The following is a 19,206-nucleotide window of genomic DNA, read 5'->3' as shown; positions in this document are numbered from 1 at the left end:
AAACTCGTGTCTCTGATCGCTTCTGACCACTTCCGCATCGTTGTCGGCCTCGGCAAGAGCGGCATGTCCCTGGTTCGCTTCCTGGCGAACCGGGGCACGTCGTTTGCTGTGGCCGATACGCGGGAAAATCCACCGGAACTGGCCACGCTCAAGCGTGACTATCCGCACGTGGAAGTGCGTTGTGGCGAGCTGGACGTCGAGTTCCTGTGCCGTGCCGACGAGCTCTACGTGAGCCCCGGCCTGGCGCTGGCGACCCCGGCCCTGCAGGCTGCCGCCGCCCGTGGCGTGAAATTGTCCGGTGACATCGAGCTGTTCGCGCGTAACGCGAAGGCGCCGATTGTCGCCATCAGCGGTTCCAATGCGAAAAGCACCGTCACCACTCTGGTTGGCGAGATGGCCGTCGCGGCGGGCAAGCGTGTGGCGGTCGGCGGCAACCTCGGTACGCCAGCGCTGGACCTGCTTGACGATGACATCGAGCTGTACGTGATGGAGCTGTCGAGCTTCCAGCTGGAAACCACCGATCAACTGAACGCCGAAGTGGCGACCGTGCTCAACGTCAGCGAAGACCACATGGACCGTTACAGCGGTCTGCCGGCCTATCACCTGGCCAAGCACCGGATTTTCCGTGGCGCCAGACAGTTTGTGGTCAACCGTCAGGACGCCCTGAGCCGTCCGCTGATGGGCGAGGGCCAGCCGTGCTGGACCTTCGGTTTGAGCAAACCTGATTTCAAGGCGTTCGGTATCCGCGAAGAAGACGGCGAGAAGTACCTGGCCTTCGAATTCCAGAACCTGATGCCGGTGCGCGAGTTGAAAATTCGTGGCGCCCACAACCAGTCCAACGCCCTGGCGGCATTGGCCCTGGGCCATGCCGTCGGTCTGCCATTCGACGCCATGCTCACGGCCCTGCGCAGCTTTGCCGGCCTCGAGCATCGCTGCCAGTGGGTGCGTGATCTGGACGGCGTCAGCTACTACAACGATTCCAAAGCCACCAACGTGGGGGCCGCGCTGGCGGCCATCGAAGGTTTGGGCGCGGACATCGACGGCAAGATCGTGCTGATCGCCGGTGGCGACGGCAAGGGTGCCGAGTTCAATGACCTGCGTGATCCGGTGGCTGCCAACTGCCGCGCTGTGATCCTGATGGGCCGTGACTCAGACAAGATCGGCCAGGCCATCGGCGATGCCGTGCCGCTGATTCGTGTCGGTTCGCTGGTCGAAGCCGTGGAGCAATGCCGCGCGGCAGCCCACCCCGGTGACGTGGTGCTGCTGTCACCGGCCTGCGCCAGTTTCGACATGTTCAAGAACTACGAAGACCGTGGTCATCAGTTCGTCCAAGCCGTGGAGGAACTGGCATGAGCCTGAGAAACATCATCAAGCCTTATCCGTCGCCGATCATCACCGGGCGCGGGGTCGACCTCGACTTCCCGATGCTCGCCGGTTGCCTGGCCTTGATCGGCCTGGGGCTGGTCATGATTGCATCGGCCTCGACCGAAGTTGCCGCAGTGCAATCGGGCAGTGCCCTGTATTACATGATTCGCCACCTTATCTACATTGTTCTGGGCCTGGGTGCCTGCGTCATCACCATGATGATCCCGATCGCCACCTGGCAACGCCTGGGCTGGCTGATGCTGCTGGGTGCATTCGGTTTGCTGGTGATGGTGATCATTCCCGGGATCGGCCGTGAAGTGAACGGTTCGATGCGCTGGATCGGTTTCAGCTTCTTCAACGTTCAGCCGTCCGAGATCGCCAAGGTGTTCGTGGTGATCTACCTCGCCGGCTATCTGGTGCGTCGCCAGAAAGAAGTGCGCGAAAGCTGGATGGGTTTCTTCAAGCCATTCATCGTGTTGCTGCCAATGGCCGGCCTGCTGCTGATGGAACCGGACTTCGGTGCCACCGTCGTGATGATGGGGGCGGCGGCGGCGATGCTGTTCCTGGGCGGCGTCGGGCTGTTCCGGTTTTCCTTGATGGTGGTCCTGGCCGTTGCGGCGGTGGTGCTGTTGATTCAAGTGCAGCCGTATCGAATGGCGCGTCTGACCAACTTTGCCGACCCGTGGGCCGACCAGTTTGGTGCCGGCTATCAGTTGTCCCAGGCATTGATCGCGTTTGGTCGCGGCGAATGGCTGGGCGTTGGCCTGGGCAACAGCGTACAGAAACAGTTCTACCTGCCAGAAGCCCACACCGACTTCGTGTTCTCGGTGCTGGCTGAAGAGCTGGGGGCCGTGGGCTCGTTGTGCACCGTGGCGCTGTTCGTCTTTGTCTGTATTCGTGGCATGTACATCGGTTATTGGGCCGAGAAGGCCAAGCAGTTCTTCGCTGCCTACATTGCTTACGGTCTGTCGTTCCTGTGGATTGGTCAGTTCCTGATCAACATCGGCGTGAACGTCGGCCTGCTGCCGACCAAAGGCCTGACCCTGCCGTTCCTCAGTTACGGCGGCAGTTCGTTGGTGATTTGCGGTGCCTGTCTCGGCTTGTTGCTGCGCATCGAGTGGGAGAGTCGAACCCACCTGGGCAGTGAGGAGATGGAGTTCCATGAAAGTGACTTCGCCGAGGAGCCACCCCATGGGCGCTAACGTATTGATCATGGCGGGCGGCACCGGGGGGCACGTTTTCCCGGCACTGGCCTGCGCTCGCGAATTCCAGGCCCGCGGTTACACCGTGCATTGGCTCGGGACGCCGCGCGGCATCGAGAACGACCTGGTGCCGATGGCCGGGATCGAACTGCACCGGATCAACGCCAGTGGCTTGCGCGGCAAGGGCAAATTGTCCCTGCTCAAGGCACCGTTCATGTTGCTTAAATCCGTCTGGCAGGCGCGGGCGATCATTCGTCAGCTGCGGCCAGTGTGTGTGGTCGGCTTCGGTGGTTACGTGACCGGCCCTGGTGGAGTTGCCGCCAAACTGGCCGGTGTGCCGGTGATCGTTCACGAACAGAACGCCGTGGCCGGTACCGCCAATCGGTTGCTGGTGCCGTTGGCCGCCCGAGTCTGTGAAGCGTTCCCCGACACCTTTACCCTGTCGGACAGCCGTCGGACCACCGGTAACCCGGTGCGCACCGAGCTGTTCCTCGAAACGGCGCGACCAGCCCTGGCCGGTCGCAAGGCGCGTTTGCTGATCCTGGGTGGAAGCCTGGGCGCAGAACCGTTGAACAAATTGCTGCCTGAAGCCTTGTCGCAAGTCGCCCCCGACCTGCGTCCGGAAGTGTTTCATCAGGCCGGTAAAAACCACGATGAAGTGACTGCAGAGCGCTATCGCGCGGCTGGCGTCGAGGCGCAAGTGCAGCCTTTCATCAAAGACATGGCCCAAGCCTATGGCTGGGCCGACCTGGTGGTGTGCCGCGCAGGCGCGCTGACCATCAGTGAACTGGCCGCCGCCGGTCTGCCCTCGATGCTGGTGCCTTTGCCCCACGCGATCGACGATCACCAGACCCGCAACGCCGATTATTTGGCCCGTGAAGGCGCTGCCTTCCTGATGCCGCAAAGAACGACTGGCGCAGCGGATCTTGCCGCTCGCCTGACAGAGGTCCTGATGCAACCACAACGACTCAACGATATGGCTAACGCGGCACGCCGCCTGGCCAAACCCGATGCCACCCGTAACGTGGTCGATACCTGCCTGGAGGTGGCTCATGGTTGAGAATCAGAAAGCCATGCCGCAACCGGAAATGCGCCGCATCCGTAAAATCCACTTCGTGGGCATCGGCGGAGTGGGCATGTGCGGGATCGCCGAAGTGTTGTTGAACCTGGGCTATGAAGTGTCCGGTTCCGACCTGAAAGCCTCGCCGGTTACCGAGCGCCTGGAATCTTTCGGCGCGCATATCTTTATCGGCCACCGCGCCGAAAACGCCGCGGCTGCCGATGTGCTGGTGGTGTCGAGTGCCGTCAACACCTCCAACCCGGAAGTCGCGACTGCGTTGGAACGCCGTATCCCGGTGGTGCCGCGCGCCGAGATGCTGGCCGAGCTGATGCGTTACCGCCACGGTATCGCCGTCGCCGGTACCCACGGCAAAACCACCACCACCAGCCTGATCGCTTCGGTGTTCGCGGCCGGTGGCCTGGACCCGACGTTCGTCATCGGTGGCCGCCTGAATGCCGCGGGCACCAATGCCCAGCTCGGCACCAGCCGTTACCTGATCGCCGAAGCCGACGAAAGCGACGCCAGTTTCCTGCACTTGCAGCCGCTGGTGGCCGTGGTCACCAATATCGACGCCGACCACATGGCGACCTACGACGGTGACTTCAACAAACTGAAGAAAACCTTCGTCGAGTTCCTCCACAACCTGCCGTTCTACGGTTTGGCCGTGGTGTGCCTGGACGATCCGGTGGTGCGTGAAATTCTCCCGCTGGTCAAGCGCCCGACTGTCACCTACGGCTTCGGCGATGACTGCGACGTGCGCGCGATCAATGTGCGTCAGCAGGGCATGCAGACCTTCTTCACCGTGCTGCGCCCTGAACGCGAGCCGCTGGATGTCTCGGTGAACATGCCGGGCAACCACAACGTATTGAACGCGCTGGCGACCATCTGCATCGCCTCTGACGAGGGCGTCAGCGATGAAGCCATCGTCCAGGGCCTGTCCGGGTTCCAGGGTGTCGGCCGACGCTTCCAGGTCTACGGCGAACTGCCGGTCGAAGGCGGCAACGTGATGCTGGTCGACGACTACGGTCACCACCCGACCGAAGTTGCCGCCGTGATCAAGGCCGTACGCGGTGGATGGCCGGAGCGCCGCCTGGTGATGGTTTACCAGCCGCACCGTTACAGCCGCACCCGCGACCTGTACGACGATTTCGTCAATGTACTGGCCGACGCCAACGTCCTGCTGCTGATGGAAGTGTATCCGGCCGGCGAAGAGCCGATCCCGGGCGCTGACAGCCGCAAGTTGTGCAACAGCATCCGTCAGCGCGGTCAGCTGGACCCGATCTACATCGAGCGTGGTGTCGACCTCGCGCCGCTGGTCAAGCCGCTGCTGCGTGCCGGCGACATCCTGTTGTGCCAGGGCGCCGGTGATATCGGCGGTCTCGCACCAAAACTGTTGAACAGTCCGTTGTTCGCGGGTGCCGTTGCTGCACCTGCCGTGGGGAAGTTGAAATGACTGCTGCTTACGCCAATCTCGTCTCCACCATCGCGCCGAAAGACTTCGGCCGCGTCGCCGTGCTGTTCGGCGGCAAGAGTGCCGAGCGTGAGGTTTCGCTGAAGTCCGGTAACGCGGTCCTCGCTGCACTGCAAAGTGCTGGTGTGGATGCGTTCGGCCTCGACGTCGGCGATGACCTGTTGCAGCGTTTGCTCAACGAAAAAATCGACCGCGCCTTCATCATTCTTCACGGTCGTGGCGGTGAAGACGGCAGCATGCAGGGCCTGCTCGAATGCCTGGGCATTCCGTACACCGGCAGCGGCATTCTGGCTTCGGCACTGGCCATGGACAAACTGCGCACCAAGCAGGTCTGGCACAGCCTGGGTATTCCGACGCCGCGCCATGCCGTGTTGAGCAGCGAGGCCGATTGTATTTCGGCAGCGACGGAACTGGGCTTCCCTTTGATCGTCAAACCGGCGCATGAAGGTTCAAGTATCGGTATGGCCAAAGTGAGTTCTGCGTCCGAGTTGATCGACGCCTGGAAAGCGGCCAGTACCTACGATTCGCAAGTGTTGGTCGAGCAATGGATTCACGGTCCGGAGTTCACCATCGCCACCCTGCGTGACCAGGTGTTGCCTCCGATTGCCCTGGGCACGACGCACAGCTTCTACGACTACGACGCCAAGTACATCGCCAACGACACCCAGTACCGCATTCCATGCGGGCTCGACAGTACCAAGGAAAAGGAACTCATGGACCTCACGGCGAAAGCCTGCGAGGCGCTGGGTATCGCCGGTTGGGGCAGGGCAGACGTGATGCAGGACGCTGACGGGCAGTTCTGGTTCCTGGAAGTGAACACCGCGCCGGGCATGACCGATCACAGCCTGGTGCCGATGGCGGCCCGTGCCGCCGGTCTGGATTTCCAGCAACTGGTTCTGGCGATTTTGGCCGCCAGCATTGCCGGCAATAACGAGCCGCGAGGGTAAGACCATGCAAGGCGCGCAGCTAAGACATCAGCCACCCCCAGCACCCGGCCGCAAGCCGGTGCCACGGGGTGCCAGCCGAATGGTGGCCAAAGAGCCGATGTCGATGCGCCTGCCGAAAGCCAATTTTGGTTTTCTCAAAGCGTTGTTCTGGCCAGTGCTGTTGGTTGCACTGGGGTTTGGCACTTACGAAGGCGCACAGCGTTTGCTGCCGTACGCCGACCGGCCGATCACCAAGATCAACGTGCAGGGTGACTTGAGTTACATCAGCCAGCAAGCCGTGCAGCAGCGGATCGCCCCGTACGTGGCGTCGAGCTTCTTCACCATCGACCTGGAAAGCATGCGCACCGAGCTTGAGACGATGCCATGGATTGCCCACGCCGAAGTGCGTCGGGTGTGGCCGGATCAGGTGGTGATCCGCCTGGAAGAACAACTGCCGGTGGCCCGTTGGGGCGATGAGTCGCTGTTGAACAACCAGGGCCAGGCGTTCACCCCGCGTGAACTGGCGAACTACGAACATTTGCCGCAGCTGTTCGGCCCACAACGGGCTCAACAGCAGGTCATGCAGCAATACCAGGTGCTGAGCCAGATGCTCAGGCCGCTGGGCTTCTCGATTGCACGCCTGGAGTTGCGTGAACGCGGCAGCTGGTTCCTGACCACCGGCGCCGGCAGTGCCGGCCCGGGGATCGAACTGCTGCTGGGGCGCGGCAACCTGGTGGAGAAGATGCGCCGTTTCATTGCCATCTATGACAAGACGCTCAAAGAACAGATTACGAACATTGCGCGCATCGATCTGCGCTACGCCAACGGCCTCGCTGTTGGCTGGCGGGAACCTGTAGCGCCCACGACAGCCCAACCCGCTGTCGCGAAGAATTAAGAAGAGGCAGGACCCATGGCAAACGTGCAAAGCGGCAAAATGATCGTCGGTCTCGATATCGGCACCTCCAAGGTGGTGGCGCTGGTCGGCGAGGTTTCGGACGACGGCACGCTGGAAATCGTCGGGATCGGTACTCATCCGTCCCGTGGCCTGAAGAAAGGCGTGGTGGTGAACATCGAGTCCACCGTTCAGTCGATCCAGCGCGCCATCGAAGAAGCGCAGCTGATGGCCGGTTGCCGCATTCACTCGGCGTTTGTCGGCGTGGCCGGCAATCACATCCGCAGCCTGAACTCCCACGGCATCGTGGCGATTCGTGATCGCGAAGTCAGCTCGGCCGACCTTGAGCGCGTTCTCGACGCTGCCCAGGCTGTGGCGATCCCGGCTGACCAGCGCGTGCTGCACACCCTGCCGCAGGATTACGTGATCGATAACCAGGAAGGCGTTCGCGAGCCACTGGGCATGTCAGGCGTGCGTCTGGAAGCCAAGGTCCATGTGGTCACCTGCGCCGTCAACGCCGCACAGAACATTGAAAAATGCGTGCGTCGCTGCGGTCTGGAAATCGACGACATCATTCTTGAGCAACTGGCCTCGGCCTACTCGGTGCTGACCGACGACGAGAAAGAGCTGGGCGTGTGCCTGGTGGACATCGGCGGCGGCACCACCGACATCGCCATCTTCACCGAAGGCGCAATCCGCCACACTGCGGTGATCCCGATTGCGGGTGATCAGGTGACCAACGACATCGCCATGGCGTTGCGCACCCCGACCCAGTACGCCGAAGAAATCAAGATTCGCTACGCCTGCGCCCTGGCCAAGCTGGCCGGTGCCGGTGAAACCATCAAGGTCCCAAGCGTTGGCGACCGTCCTCCACGCGAGCTGTCCCGTCAGGCCCTGGCCGAAGTGGTCGAGCCGCGTTACGACGAGCTGTTCACGCTGATCCAGGCTGAACTGCGTCGCAGCGGCTACGAAGACCTGATCCCGGCCGGCATCGTGCTGACCGGCGGTACGTCGAAGATGGAAGGCGCCACCGAACTGGCTGAAGAGATTTTCCACATGCCGGTCCGCCTGGGCGTGCCGCATGGCGTCAAGGGCCTGGACGACGTGGTCCGCAACCCGATTTATTCCACCGGCGTTGGCCTGTTGATGTACGGCCTGCAAAAGCAGTCCGACGGGATTTCGTTCTCGGGCATCAGCAGCCGTGACAGCTACAGCAATGAAGAACCGAAAGCCGCCTTGCTCGATCGCATCAAGAGCTGGGTACAAGGCAACTTCTAAAGATTTATCGCAGCACCGTTGTAGATACAGGCAGTAGGCGAAAAAACTAGAGAACGTAAAGGAGAGGGAAAATGTTCGAACTCGTAGACAACATCCCCGCAAGCCCGGTTATTAAAGTTATCGGTGTTGGCGGAGGCGGCGGCAACGCTGTCAACCACATGGTCAAGAGCAACATTGAAGGCGTTGAATTCATCTGCGCCAACACTGATGCCCAGGCGCTGAAATCCATCGGCGCGCGGACCATCCTGCAACTGGGTACCGGTGTGACCAAAGGTCTGGGCGCCGGCGCCAACCCTGAAGTAGGTCGTCAGGCCGCTCTCGAAGACCGTGAGCGCATTGCCGAAGTCCTGCAGGGCACCAACATGGTGTTCATCACCACTGGCATGGGCGGCGGTACCGGTACCGGTGCGGCGCCAATCATTGCCGAAGTGGCCAAGGAAATGGGGATCCTCACCGTTGCGGTGGTGACTCGTCCGTTCCCGTTCGAAGGCCGCAAGCGCATGCAGATCGCGGACGAAGGCATCCGTCTGCTGTCCGAAAGCGTCGACTCGTTGATCACCATTCCCAACGAGAAACTGCTGACCATCCTTGGCAAGGACGCAAGCCTGCTGTCCGCATTCGCCAAGGCTGACGATGTACTGGCCGGTGCCGTTCGCGGTATCTCCGACATCATCAAGCGTCCGGGCATGATCAACGTCGACTTCGCCGACGTCCGTACCGTGATGAGCGAAATGGGCATGGCGATGATGGGCACTGGCTGCGCCAGCGGTCCGAACCGTGCACGCGAGGCCACCGAAGCGGCCATCCGCAACCCGTTGCTCGAAGACGTGAACCTGCAAGGTGCACGCGGCATCCTGGTGAACATCACCGCCGGTCCTGACCTGTCCCTGGGTGAGTACTCCGACGTGGGTAGCATCATCGAAGCCTTCGCTTCCGAGCACGCCATGGTCAAGGTCGGTACCGTTATCGATCCGGACATGCGCGACGAGCTGCACGTGACTGTGGTTGCTACCGGTCTGGGCGCGAAAATCGAGAAGCCTGTGAAGGTCATCGACAACACCGTTCACACCTCGATGGCCTCCCAGCCGCAACAATCGGCGCCCGCTCGTCAGGAACAGCCAGCGGTGAACTACCGTGACCTGGACCGTCCGACCGTCATGCGCAACCAGGCTCAGGCCGGTGCTGCGACTGCCGCGAAGATGAATCCGCAAGATGATCTGGACTACCTGGACATCCCGGCTTTCCTGCGTCGTCAGGCTGATTGATGGAATGTATCAGGGCTATGAAGTTGATTGGTGTTCAGCAAAGGTCTGGTCTGCTATCATCGCCAGCCTTTGTTGATACCAGTTCGCAATTTGCGCTGAAGCGGCCCAAGCCATGATTAAACAACGCACACTGAAAAATATTATCCGTGCCACAGGTGTAGGCCTGCACTCCGGGGAGAAGGTATACCTGACCCTCAAGCCCGCGCCTATCGACACCGGCATCGTGTTTTGTCGTGCTGACCTCGATCCTGTGGTGCAGATTCCTGCTCGCGCAGAAAACGTTGGCGAAACCACTATGTCGACCACACTGGTTAACGGTGACGTCAAAGTGGACACGGTGGAGCACTTGCTCTCGGCCATGGCTGGCCTGGGCATCGATAACGCCTACGTCGAGCTCTCCGCGTCCGAAGTACCGATCATGGATGGTAGCGCTGGACCTTTCGTATTCCTGATTCAGTCGGCCGGCCTGGAAGAACAGGACGCAGCCAAGAAGTTCATCCGGATCCTGCGGGAAGTGACAGTGGAAGATGGCGACAAGCGCGCCACTTTCGTCCCTTTCGAAGGTTTCAAGGTGAGCTTCGAGATCGATTTCGATCACCCGGTTTTCCGTGACCGCACACAAAGTGCAAGCGTGGATTTTTCCAGCACTTCGTTCGTAAAAGAAGTCAGCCGCGCCCGTACCTTTGGTTTCATGAGTGATATCGAGTACCTGCGCAAGCACAACCTCGCACTCGGCGGCAGTGTTGAAAACGCTATTGTGGTCGACGCGGATGGCGTACTGAACGAAGACGGTCTTCGCTATGAAGACGAATTCGTGAAGCACAAGATCCTCGATGCAATTGGTGACCTCTACCTGCTGGGCAATAGCCTGATTGGTGAGTTCAAGGGCTTCAAGTCCGGACATGCATTGAACAACCAGCTGCTGCGCAAGTTGATTGAGCAGACAGATGCTTGGGAAGTCGTGACTTTCGAAGACGCCAGCACTGCACCGATCTCTTACATGCGTCCCGTCGCGGCCGTGTAAGCAAAAAACCTCTCTAGTTTTTAAAGGCTGCCTTCGGGTGGCCTTTTTTTATGCCCCTGGGAAAATCGTGCGATGTTCGTTCCGGCCTCATCGCGGGCAAGCCCGGCTCCCACAGGTTATTTGGAGAGCCACAGATTTAGGTCCGACGCATTACTTGTGGGAGCCGGGCTTGCCCGCGATGAGGCCCTGCGCTGCAACGCAGGACTCACTGCGCAGTCACCACCCGATTGCGCCCACCTTCCTTGGCCTGATACAGCGCTTTGTCCGCCATAAACAGCAACTGCTCCAGACTGATTTCCTTTTCCGTCGTCCAGGTACTGATCCCGATACTGACAGTGATCGGTGTTTCCGCCCCCGCCACCAATGGCATCTGCTCCACTGCCACGCGGATTTTTTCGGCAATCTGCCGGGCCCCTGCGTTGTCCGTTTCCGCCAGGATCACCGAGAACTCCTCACCGCCATACCGCGCCACCAGGTCCCCGGGCCGCCGTACATTGGCGCAGATCACCTTGGCCACGGCCCGCAACGCATCATCGCCACCCTGATGGCCATGGCGATCGTTGAACGCCTTGAAGTGGTCTGCATCAACCATCAGCACCGACAGCGGCTTACCCGAGCGTTGAGCGCGAAACCACTCATGGCGCAGGGTCTGATCCAGGGTTCGGCGGTTGGCGACACCGGTCAGGGCATCGGTGGCGGCCAAAAGCGCCAACTCCTGTTCGGCGTGATGGCGCAGGCGTAGCTCGCGGCACAGCAACCAGGTCAGCCAGAGCAGGCCGATGCACAGCACGCCGGTGGCACCGCTGATGACAATCGCGGTGCGCTTCCAGGTGGCGAACACTTCGTTGCCGGAGAGCGCGACGATGACCGTCAACGGCAGGTTGCCGACCCTGGAAAAGGTGTACAGGCGTTGTAGATGATCGACGCTCGACACGCTGTCGAAGCTGCCCGCGCCCTCACGCAGGATGCGCATGACATTGGGCCTGCCGGCGAAGTTCTTGCCGATGGGGTCGTTGATCAGATGAGGTTTTTGTGCGAGCAGAATGCCGTCGTCATTGATGATGCTCAGGGTGCTGTCGTTGCCGATGTCCAGGCTGTTGAATAATTGTTCGAAGTACGCGAGGCGCATCGATGCCACGGCGACGCCGAGAAACTCGCCAGTGGACGAGGAGATGCGTCGACTGAAGCTGATCCGCCATTCCTCGCTGTCGTCGCAGTCGCAGCGGGGCTTGAATGGCCGGCTGATGAACATGCCGGTGTCACTGTTAAACGCATGGGCGAGGAAATAGTCGCGGTCCGCAAAGTTGCCGGGCTTGGGATCGATCAGCGATGAGTCGGCGAGGACGTCCCCGTGCTTGTCCAACAACAAAATATCGCCCTTGAAGCGCGCGGTGGTGGAGCGATCGAACAGCACCAGATGGCGAATCTGCGGCGAAACCTGTTTCAGGTCTTCGCGCTGCGACGCGGCAATCAGGCCTTGCAGGGTCAAGTCGTAGAGCTCGACGGTGCGCAGCACGTCTGCGTCGATCAACTGCGCAATGGTGGTCGCGCCGCGGGTGGCGGCCTGCTGGGCGTTGGCGTGTTCGCGGATCAGCAGAAACGCGACGATGCTGAGAATCGCGATCACCGTCAGCAGGCTGCCAAGCATCACCATGAGCTCAGGTCGTCCGGTCTTGCCTGATAGGTGTTGGGGGGGGCTCACTGGCATGGGGCGTTTGTCTGCTTGAAGAGCATAAAAAAGGCCAGCAAAACGCGCTGGCCTTTACTTATTCAAGCTTAGAAGACATTGAGCGGGAACGCACTTGCGCCAATCCCCAATGAAAAAAAGCCGCTGATAGCAGCGGCTTTGAAGACAACTTTTCAAAGGGAAGAGCCGATGAAAAGTGTCGAGGGAAACAGGTGTTCGATGAGTCAGCTGTCTTTCTCAACCCGTTGCTGGGTGGCGGAAGTGGACGCTTGAGGGGTTTGCGCGGCGTCTTGAGCCTTGGCCGTCATTTCGCTCTGATCGTAGGCGGCGGCGCGTGCAGCATTTTGCGCGACGAACGTCTGCGACTCTTCCGCGATTGCGAACGGAGACAGAAACAATGAGGACAAAACGAAAGCGCTGGCAATACCCGTAATGTTGGACATCTTTTAAACCTTCTTGCTTGGCAAGTGCTGTTTGGTGCGGGCAAAGATAAGGATCTTGGCCGATGGGAAACAGAGCCAATCGAAGAAAGGACTGTTGCGCCAGAAGCAACAGTTTGCCAGTGATCATTCCCAAGCTCTGCGTGGGAATGATCATGGGTGGGGTCAGACGGGGAGGTGAATACCGAAGGTATTCATGCCGTGGTCGCTGCGCACAAACACATCGCCGCCATGCATCAGCGCAATCGCCTTGACGATCGCCAGCCCCAATCCGTGATTGTTGCCACTGTTGCTGCGCGACGCATCTACCCGATAAAACCGTTCAAACAACCGTGGCAGATGCTCACTGGCAATCGGCGATCCAGGGTTGGCCACACCAATGCTCACTTGATGTTCCTCAACCTCGATCCGTACCTGAATCACTTGCCCGGGCTCAGTGTGCTGCACCGCGTTGCTCAGTAAATTGATCAACGCCCGGCGCAGATGCGCGATCTCGATCCGCACCTGCGCATCGCCGCTGACCTGCACCTGAACCTGTGCATCCTCAAGAATGAAATCCAGATACTCCAGCGTTGTCGCCACTTCAACGGCGAGGGAAGTGGACGTCAGTTTGGTGGCCTTGCTGCCCTGGTCCGCGCTGGCGAGAAACAGCATGTCGTTGATGATCGAGCGCAGCCGTTCCAGTTCTTCGAGGTTCGATTGCAGCACTTCAAAATAGTGTTCGGCCGAGCGCCCGCGCGTCAGCGCGACCTGGGTCTGGCCGATCAGGTTGGTCAGCGGCGAGCGCAATTCATGGGCGACGTCGGCGTTGAACGACTCCAGCCGCGAATAGGCCTGCTCAACCCGCTCCAGTGTGGAGTTGAACGAGTTGACGAATTGATTCAACTCCGGCGGCAGCGACGACAGGCGCAAGCGTCCGGAACGCAGCGGCGGCGCCAGGCGCTGGGCTTCCTGGGACAGTTTGATCAAGGGTTTAAGGCCGATGCGCGCCACCCAATACCCTAACGCGGACGCCAGCAACACGCCGACAATCGCCAGGCTGATCAGCGCGATCAGCAGGTGATGCTGAGTCTCGAAAAATGTTTCGGTGTCGATGCCGATCATGAAGCGCAGCGGTGGGCGTTGATCCTTGGCCGGGAACTGGCTCACCAGCACTTTCAGCGGATAAGGATGATCCGGCAACTGCAAGTCGCGCATGCCCAGCGGCCCTTCGGCGAAGGCGCGAATCTGCGGCGTCGGGTTGCCATATTCGTACGTCGGATCGCCGCTGATAATCCAGAAACTGATGCGCTTGTCTTCCTCGCCAAGCAGCTTGAGCTTGTTGTTGATCTTCACCCAATGCTCGGGCGTGCCGTAACGGCCAACCGTGGATTCGAGCACGCTGTAGCGCGCATCCAGCTCGGCTTCGGGCAACAGACCCAGGCCCTTGTCGACCTGCTGATACAACGCCCAGCCGATCAACAAAAACACCAACAGCGCCACCAACGTGAACATCCCGCTCAGGCGCAGTGCGATGGAGTTACTGGACACCACGGCTCTCCAGCACATAACCCATGCCACGAATCGTGTGCAGCAGCTTCTCGTCGAACGGCCCGTCGAGCTTGGCCCGCAGACGCTTGATCGCGACCTCGACGACGTTGGCGTCGCTGTCGAAATTGATGTCCCAGACCATCTCGGCAATCGCCGTTTTCGAGAGGATTTCGCCTTGCCGACGAGCCAGCACACTCAGCAGCGAGAACTCTTTGGCGGTCAGGTCCAGGCGTGTGCCGGCGCGGGTCGCTTTGCGGCTGATCAAATCTATCCACAGGTCAGCGATACTCACTTGTACCGGTTCGTGACCGCCGCTGCGCCGGGTCAGCGCTTGCAGGCGCGCCACCAGTTCAAGGAAGGAAAACGGCTTGCCGAGGTAATCGTCAGCGCCGTCGCGCAAGCCTTTGATGCGATCTTCGACGCGCTCGCGGGCGGTGAGCATGATCACCGGAGTTTGCTTGCGCGCACGCAAGGCGCGCAGCACGCCGAAGCCGTCGAGGCCCGGCAGCATGACGTCGAGGACGATCACCGCGTAGTCACTTTCCAGCGCCAGGTGCAGGCCTTCAACGCCGTCCCGCGCCACATCCACGGTGTACCCCTGTTCCGTCAGGCCGCGGTGCAAATAGTCCGCGGTTTTTTCTTCGTCTTCGATAATCAGAACGCGCATGACCCCGCCTCAGTCTGTGGTCGCCAACGCCGGTACCGGCGAAGGTTTGGGCCCGTGAAATAGCCGCTCAAGCCACAAGTATATGACCGGAGTGGTGAACAGCGTCAGCGCCTGGCTCACCAGCAAGCCGCCAACCACCGCGATACCCAGGGGCTGGCGCAGTTCGGCGCCGGTGCCGTAGCCGAGCATCAGTGGCAGCGCACCGAGCAAGGCGGCGAGGGTGGTCATGATGATCGGTCGGAACCGCGTGATACAGGCCTGGAAAATCGCCTCTTCCGGCGGCAAGCCACGGTTGCGCTGGGCGTCCAGCGCGAAGTCGATCATCAGGATGCCGTTCTTCTTCACGATACCGATCAGCAGCACCAGCCCGATCAGCGCCATGATCGAAAAGTCCTGGCCGCAGATCCACAGCATGATCACCGCCCCCAGCCCCGCCGACGGCAGCGTCGAGATGATGGTCAGCGGATGCACGAAGCTCTCGTAAAGCACGCCGAGAATGATGTACACCGCCACCAGCGCCGCCAGAATCAGCCACGGCTGGCTGGCCAGCGAACTCTGGAATGCCTGGGCCGCGCCCTGGAAATTGCCGCTCATGGCCGCCGGCATGCCGATGTCGGCCTTGGCCTGGTTGAGCATGATCACCGCATCGCCCAACGCCACGCCTGGCGCGAGGTTGAACGACAAGTTGGCGGCCGGGAACATGCCGTCGTGGGCGATGGACAACGGACCGACCGTGGGTGCGTCAAATTTGGCCAGCGCCGACAGTGGCACCATTTCCCCACTCAGCGGCGAGCGCAGGTAGAAGTAGTTGAGGCTTTCGGCTTTGCCGCGTTGCTGGGTGTCCAGTTCCAGAATCACGTTGTACTGGTTGATCTGGGTCTGGAATTCATTGACCTGTCGCTGACCGAACGCATCGTACAGCGCTTCGTCGACGTCACTGGCGGTCAGGCCGAAACGCGCCGCGGCGCTGCGGTCGATGCTGATGTGGGTGATGCTGCCGCCCAGTTGCAGGTCATTGGAAATATCGCGGAACGCCGGGTTGCGGCGCAGTTTTTCCGTGAGGCGCTGGGTCCAGGTGCTGAGGGTCGCGCCGTCGTTGCTCTTGAGCACGTATTGGTACTGGGCGCGGCTCGGGCCGGAGCTGAGGTTGATGTCCTGGCCGGCGCGCAGGTACAGCACGATGCCGGGGACTTTCATCAGTTGTGGGCGAATCCGGTCGATGAACTGGCTGGCGGAGACGTCGCGGTCGCCGCGTTTTTTCAGGGAAATCCAGAAGCGCCCGTTGGCGATGGTCTGGTTACTGCCCGACACCCCGACCGAGTGGGAAAACGCCGCAACCGCCGGATCCGCCGCGACGATCTCGGCCATCGCCAGGTGTTTTTTCACCATGTCGCCGTAGGAAATGTCGGCGGCTGCTTCGGTGGTGCCGAGGACAAAACCGGTGTCCTGCACCGGGAAGAAGCCCTTCGGAATGAAGATGTAACCGACGACGGCCAGGCACAGGGAAAGACCAAACACCCCGATCATCAATTTCTGATGGGCGAGGGCGCGGCGCAGCAGTTTTTCATAGCCGCCCACCAAGCGTTCGCCGAACGTCGGTTTGCTGTGGGCGTGGTGCACCGGCGCACGCATGAACAGCGCGGCCAGCGTCGGCGCCAGGGTCAGCGACACCACCACCGAAATCATGATCGTCGACGTCGCGGTCAGGGCGAATTCCTTGAACAGCCGCCCGACCACGCCGCCCATGAACAGCAGCGGAATGAACGCCGCCACCAGCGAGAAACTGATCGAGACCACGGTAAAACCAATCTCGCCCGCGCCCTTGATCGCCGCTTCGCGCATGCCCTCGCCAGCCTCAAGGTGACGGTGAATGTTCTCGACCACCACAATCGCATCGTCGACCACAAACCCCACGGCCACCACAATCGCCACCAGGGTCAGGTTGTTCAGGCTGAAGCCCATGATGTACATCAGGGCGAAACTCGCGATCAGGGAAACGCCCAACACTGCAGACACAATCAGCGTCGCCGACCATTGGCGCAGGAACAGCGCCATCACCGCCACCACCAACATGATCGCGATCAGCAAGGTGATTTCCACTTCATGCAAGGACGCGCGGATGGTCTGGGTGCGGTCGACCAGTACCTCGACCTGCACCGAGGCGGGGAGCATGGCTTCCAGCGCCGGCAACGCGGCTTGAATGCGATCCACGGTCTCGACGATGTTCGCGCCCGGTTGCCGGGAAATCACCAGGTTCACCCCCGGCTTGTCACCGGCCCAGGCTTGCACGTAGGCATTTTCCGACCCGTTGACGACTTTGGCGACATCCCGCAGGTGAACCGGAGCGCCGTCCTTGTAGGAGACGATGAGTTGGCTATATTCCTCGGGGTGAAACAACTGGTCGTTGGTCGACAGCGTGGAAATGCTCGACTCGCCGTACAACGCACCTTTGGCCAGGTTGAGGCTGGTGTTCTGGATCGCCAGACGTATGTCGGCCAAGGTCAGGCCGATAGCGGCGAGTTTGTCCGCCGAGGCTTGAACGCGAATCGCCGGACGTTGCTGACCGGTGATGTTGATCTGGCCTACGCCTTCAATCTGGCTGATCTGGCGGGACAGCAGGGTTTCCACCAGGTCACTGAGCTCGGTGCCGGGCATTTGCGTGGAGTTGACGCTGAGGATCAGCACCGGGCTGTCGGCGGGGTTGACCTTGCGCCAGGTCGGCAGTGTTGGCATGTCCTTGGGCAGTTTGCCGGCGGCGGTGTTGATCGCGGCCTGGACTTCCTGGGCGGCGGTGTCGATGCTTTTTTCGAGGGTGAATTGCAGGGTCAGGTTGGTCGAGCCCAAGGCGCTGCTCGACGTCATTTGGGTCACGCCGGGAATGGCGCTGAATTGCACTTCAAGCGGCGTGGCCACCGACGACGCCATGGTCTCCGGGCTGGCGCCGGGCAATTGCGCGGCCACCTGAATGGTCGGGAATTCGGCTTCCGGCAGCGGCGCAATCGGCAGGCGCGGGAAGGCAATGGCGCCGAGCAGCACCAGCGCAAAGGTCAGCAGGATGGTGGCGACCGGGTGATCGATGCACCAGGCCGAGACCGAGCCGTGGCCCTTCATGGCTTCGGCTCCGTTTGCACCACTTGTGGCGGATCGCTCATGACCTGCACGGTCGACCCCGGTTTGAGTCGCGACTGGCCATCACTGACCAGCACATCGCCCGGTTTCACGCCTTTGATGATGTCCTGACTGCTGCCTTGGGCAACCACCTGCACGGTCACGGTTTCCACTTTGTCGCCGTTGACCCGGTACACGAAGTGTTGATCGGGACCGCGTTGTACGACGGTGGGCGGTACCACCAACGCATCTTTCTCCAAGGCCGTCTGAATTTTTACCGTCACCAGCAGGCCCGGCCAGAGTTTCTGCCCGGGGTTGTTGAATTCGGCCTTGGCGCGGATGGTGCCGGTGTTGGCGTTGATCTGGTTATCGATCAGGGTCAAGTGACCTTCGCCCAGCAAATTGCCGGTTTCACCGTCGGTGTCGGCGCCAATGTAGGCTTTCACTTGTGCGCGTTGCGGGTCGCCGATCAGCCCTTGCAGGGTCGGCAACATTTGCTGCGGCAGGGAGAACTCAACGGCGATGGGGTCGATCTGCGTCACCGTGAACAGGCCCTGGGCGTCGGTCATGCGCAGGAAGTTGCCTTCATCCACTGTACGAATACCGACGCGCCCGGTGACCGGCGAGTGAATCTGTGTGTAGGAGAGCTGCACCTGAGCGGCGTCGATTGAAGCCTGGTTGCCCTGGGCGGTGGCCTTGAGCTGATTGACCAGCGCTTGTTGCTGGTCGTAGGTCTGTTTGGACACGCCGTCATCAACGCTCAGTAATTTGTAACGCTTGAGGTTGACCAGTGCCACTTGCAACTGCGCCTGGTTTTCTCCCAGTTGAGCGCGGGCCTGATCGAGGCTGGCACGGATCGAGCGGTCATCGATGGTGGCCAACAGGTCACCTTTGTTCACCAATTGGCCTTCCTTGACCATGATTTTGGTGAGAATGCCGTCGATCTGCGGGCGCACCACCACACTGTGCAAGGACAACACCGACCCGATACCGCTGACATAACGCGGCACATCTTTCTCAACGACGTTGACCACGCGCACCGGGATGGCGGTCGGGGCGGTGAGCTTGGCGGTGGCCGGTTTGACGAGGTACCAGGTGCCCAGCGCTGCCAAGGCCATTAGCAGACCTGCGATCAAGGCGGGTTTTTTCTGAATTCGCATGCGAGTGGGGCGCCGGGCTGAGAGGTTGGGGTATTTTCAGGTTTATACCCTTCTTTATAACCCTGTCAGCCCGTCAGGAAGGTGACTGCTAACTGACGGGGCTGTCAGTTTGGGATTTTCAAATTTGCGGC

At 60.8% G+C, this 19,206-nt stretch carries 15 protein-coding genes; 9 read left to right on the top strand and 6 right to left on the bottom strand.

The window, feature by feature from the left end:
* Positions 1-6 precede the first annotated feature (6 nt).
* The 9 genes from murD (at position 7) to lpxC (ending at position 10,483) form a co-directional block, all read left to right on the top strand.
* Entirely contained in the window at positions 7-1,353 is a 1,347-nt protein-coding gene (gene murD / locus H8F22_RS20445) for a UDP-N-acetylmuramoyl-L-alanine--D-glutamate ligase (protein ID WP_027922689.1), read from the top strand.
* Positions 1,350-2,567 carry a putative lipid II flippase FtsW gene (ftsW, locus tag H8F22_RS20440; RefSeq protein WP_027922690.1) on the top strand — a complete coding sequence of 406 codons (1,218 nt, stop codon included), beginning with the start codon at positions 1,350-1,352 and terminating at the stop codon, positions 2,565-2,567. Before murD ends, ftsW begins: the two co-directional genes overlap by 4 nt.
* Positions 2,557-3,627 (top strand): undecaprenyldiphospho-muramoylpentapeptide beta-N-acetylglucosaminyltransferase, encoded by a 1,071-nt coding sequence (gene murG / locus H8F22_RS20435; RefSeq protein WP_027922691.1) that lies wholly within the window; start codon positions 2,557-2,559, stop codon positions 3,625-3,627. Before ftsW ends, murG begins: the two co-directional genes overlap by 11 nt.
* Positions 3,620-5,080, top strand: a complete 1,461-nt coding sequence (murC, locus tag H8F22_RS20430) for a UDP-N-acetylmuramate--L-alanine ligase (protein ID WP_027922692.1) — start codon at positions 3,620-3,622, stop codon at positions 5,078-5,080. The genes murG and murC overlap by 8 nt, the downstream gene beginning before the upstream one ends.
* Positions 5,077-6,045 (top strand): D-alanine--D-alanine ligase, encoded by a 969-nt coding sequence (locus tag H8F22_RS20425; RefSeq protein WP_194940612.1) that lies wholly within the window; start codon positions 5,077-5,079, stop codon positions 6,043-6,045. The genes murC and H8F22_RS20425 overlap by 4 nt, the downstream gene beginning before the upstream one ends.
* Positions 6,046-6,049: 4 nt before the next feature.
* Positions 6,050-6,919: a cell division protein FtsQ/DivIB gene (locus H8F22_RS20420; RefSeq protein WP_027922694.1), complete on the top strand. Its 870-nt coding sequence runs from the start codon at positions 6,050-6,052 to the stop codon at positions 6,917-6,919.
* A 15-nt stretch (positions 6,920-6,934) separates the two neighbouring features.
* Positions 6,935-8,194, top strand: a complete 1,260-nt coding sequence (ftsA, locus tag H8F22_RS20415; RefSeq protein ID WP_027922695.1) for a cell division protein FtsA — start codon at positions 6,935-6,937, stop codon at positions 8,192-8,194.
* Between the two features lie 71 nt (positions 8,195-8,265).
* Entirely contained in the window at positions 8,266-9,459 is a 1,194-nt protein-coding gene (gene ftsZ, locus H8F22_RS20410; protein ID WP_007943486.1) for a cell division protein FtsZ, read from the top strand.
* 112 nt (positions 9,460-9,571) lie between these two features.
* Entirely contained in the window at positions 9,572-10,483 is a 912-nt protein-coding gene (lpxC, locus tag H8F22_RS20405) for a UDP-3-O-acyl-N-acetylglucosamine deacetylase (RefSeq protein ID WP_008060300.1), read from the top strand.
* A gap of 205 nt (positions 10,484-10,688) precedes the next feature.
* Here lpxC and H8F22_RS20400 read toward each other — a convergent pair whose 3' ends face one another.
* From H8F22_RS20400 to H8F22_RS20375, 6 genes are all read right to left on the bottom strand, one after another.
* Complete coding sequence (locus tag H8F22_RS20400; protein WP_177327597.1) at positions 10,689-12,137, bottom strand: sensor domain-containing diguanylate cyclase; 1,449 nt, start codon at positions 12,135-12,137, stop codon at positions 10,689-10,691.
* Between the two features lie 257 nt (positions 12,138-12,394).
* On the bottom strand, positions 12,395-12,613 hold the full coding sequence (locus H8F22_RS20395) for a hypothetical protein (protein WP_059182184.1): 219 nt from the start codon (positions 12,611-12,613) through the stop codon (positions 12,395-12,397).
* Positions 12,614-12,775: 162 nt separating this feature from the next.
* A complete protein-coding gene (locus tag H8F22_RS20390; protein WP_194940611.1) occupies positions 12,776-14,140 on the bottom strand; it encodes a heavy metal sensor histidine kinase in 1,365 nt (454 codons plus the stop codon).
* Positions 14,130-14,807 carry a heavy metal response regulator transcription factor gene (locus tag H8F22_RS20385; RefSeq protein ID WP_007943491.1) on the bottom strand — a complete coding sequence of 226 codons (678 nt, stop codon included), beginning with the start codon at positions 14,805-14,807 and terminating at the stop codon, positions 14,130-14,132. Before H8F22_RS20385 ends, H8F22_RS20390 begins: the two co-directional genes overlap by 11 nt.
* Before the next feature lie 9 nt (positions 14,808-14,816).
* Positions 14,817-17,918, bottom strand: coding sequence for a multidrug efflux RND transporter permease subunit (locus H8F22_RS20380; RefSeq protein WP_027922699.1), 3,102 nt, complete (start codon positions 17,916-17,918; stop codon positions 14,817-14,819).
* Positions 17,915-19,075: an efflux RND transporter periplasmic adaptor subunit gene (locus H8F22_RS20375; protein ID WP_027922700.1), complete on the bottom strand. Its 1,161-nt coding sequence runs from the start codon at positions 19,073-19,075 to the stop codon at positions 17,915-17,917. The genes H8F22_RS20380 and H8F22_RS20375 overlap by 4 nt, the downstream gene beginning before the upstream one ends.
* Positions 19,076-19,206: the final 131 nt, after the last annotated feature.

This window comes from Pseudomonas mucoides (assembly GCF_015461845.1).
Lineage (GTDB): Bacteria > Pseudomonadota > Gammaproteobacteria > Pseudomonadales > Pseudomonadaceae > Aquipseudomonas > Aquipseudomonas mucoides.
This window is presented reverse-complemented; position numbering and strand designations above follow the sequence as displayed.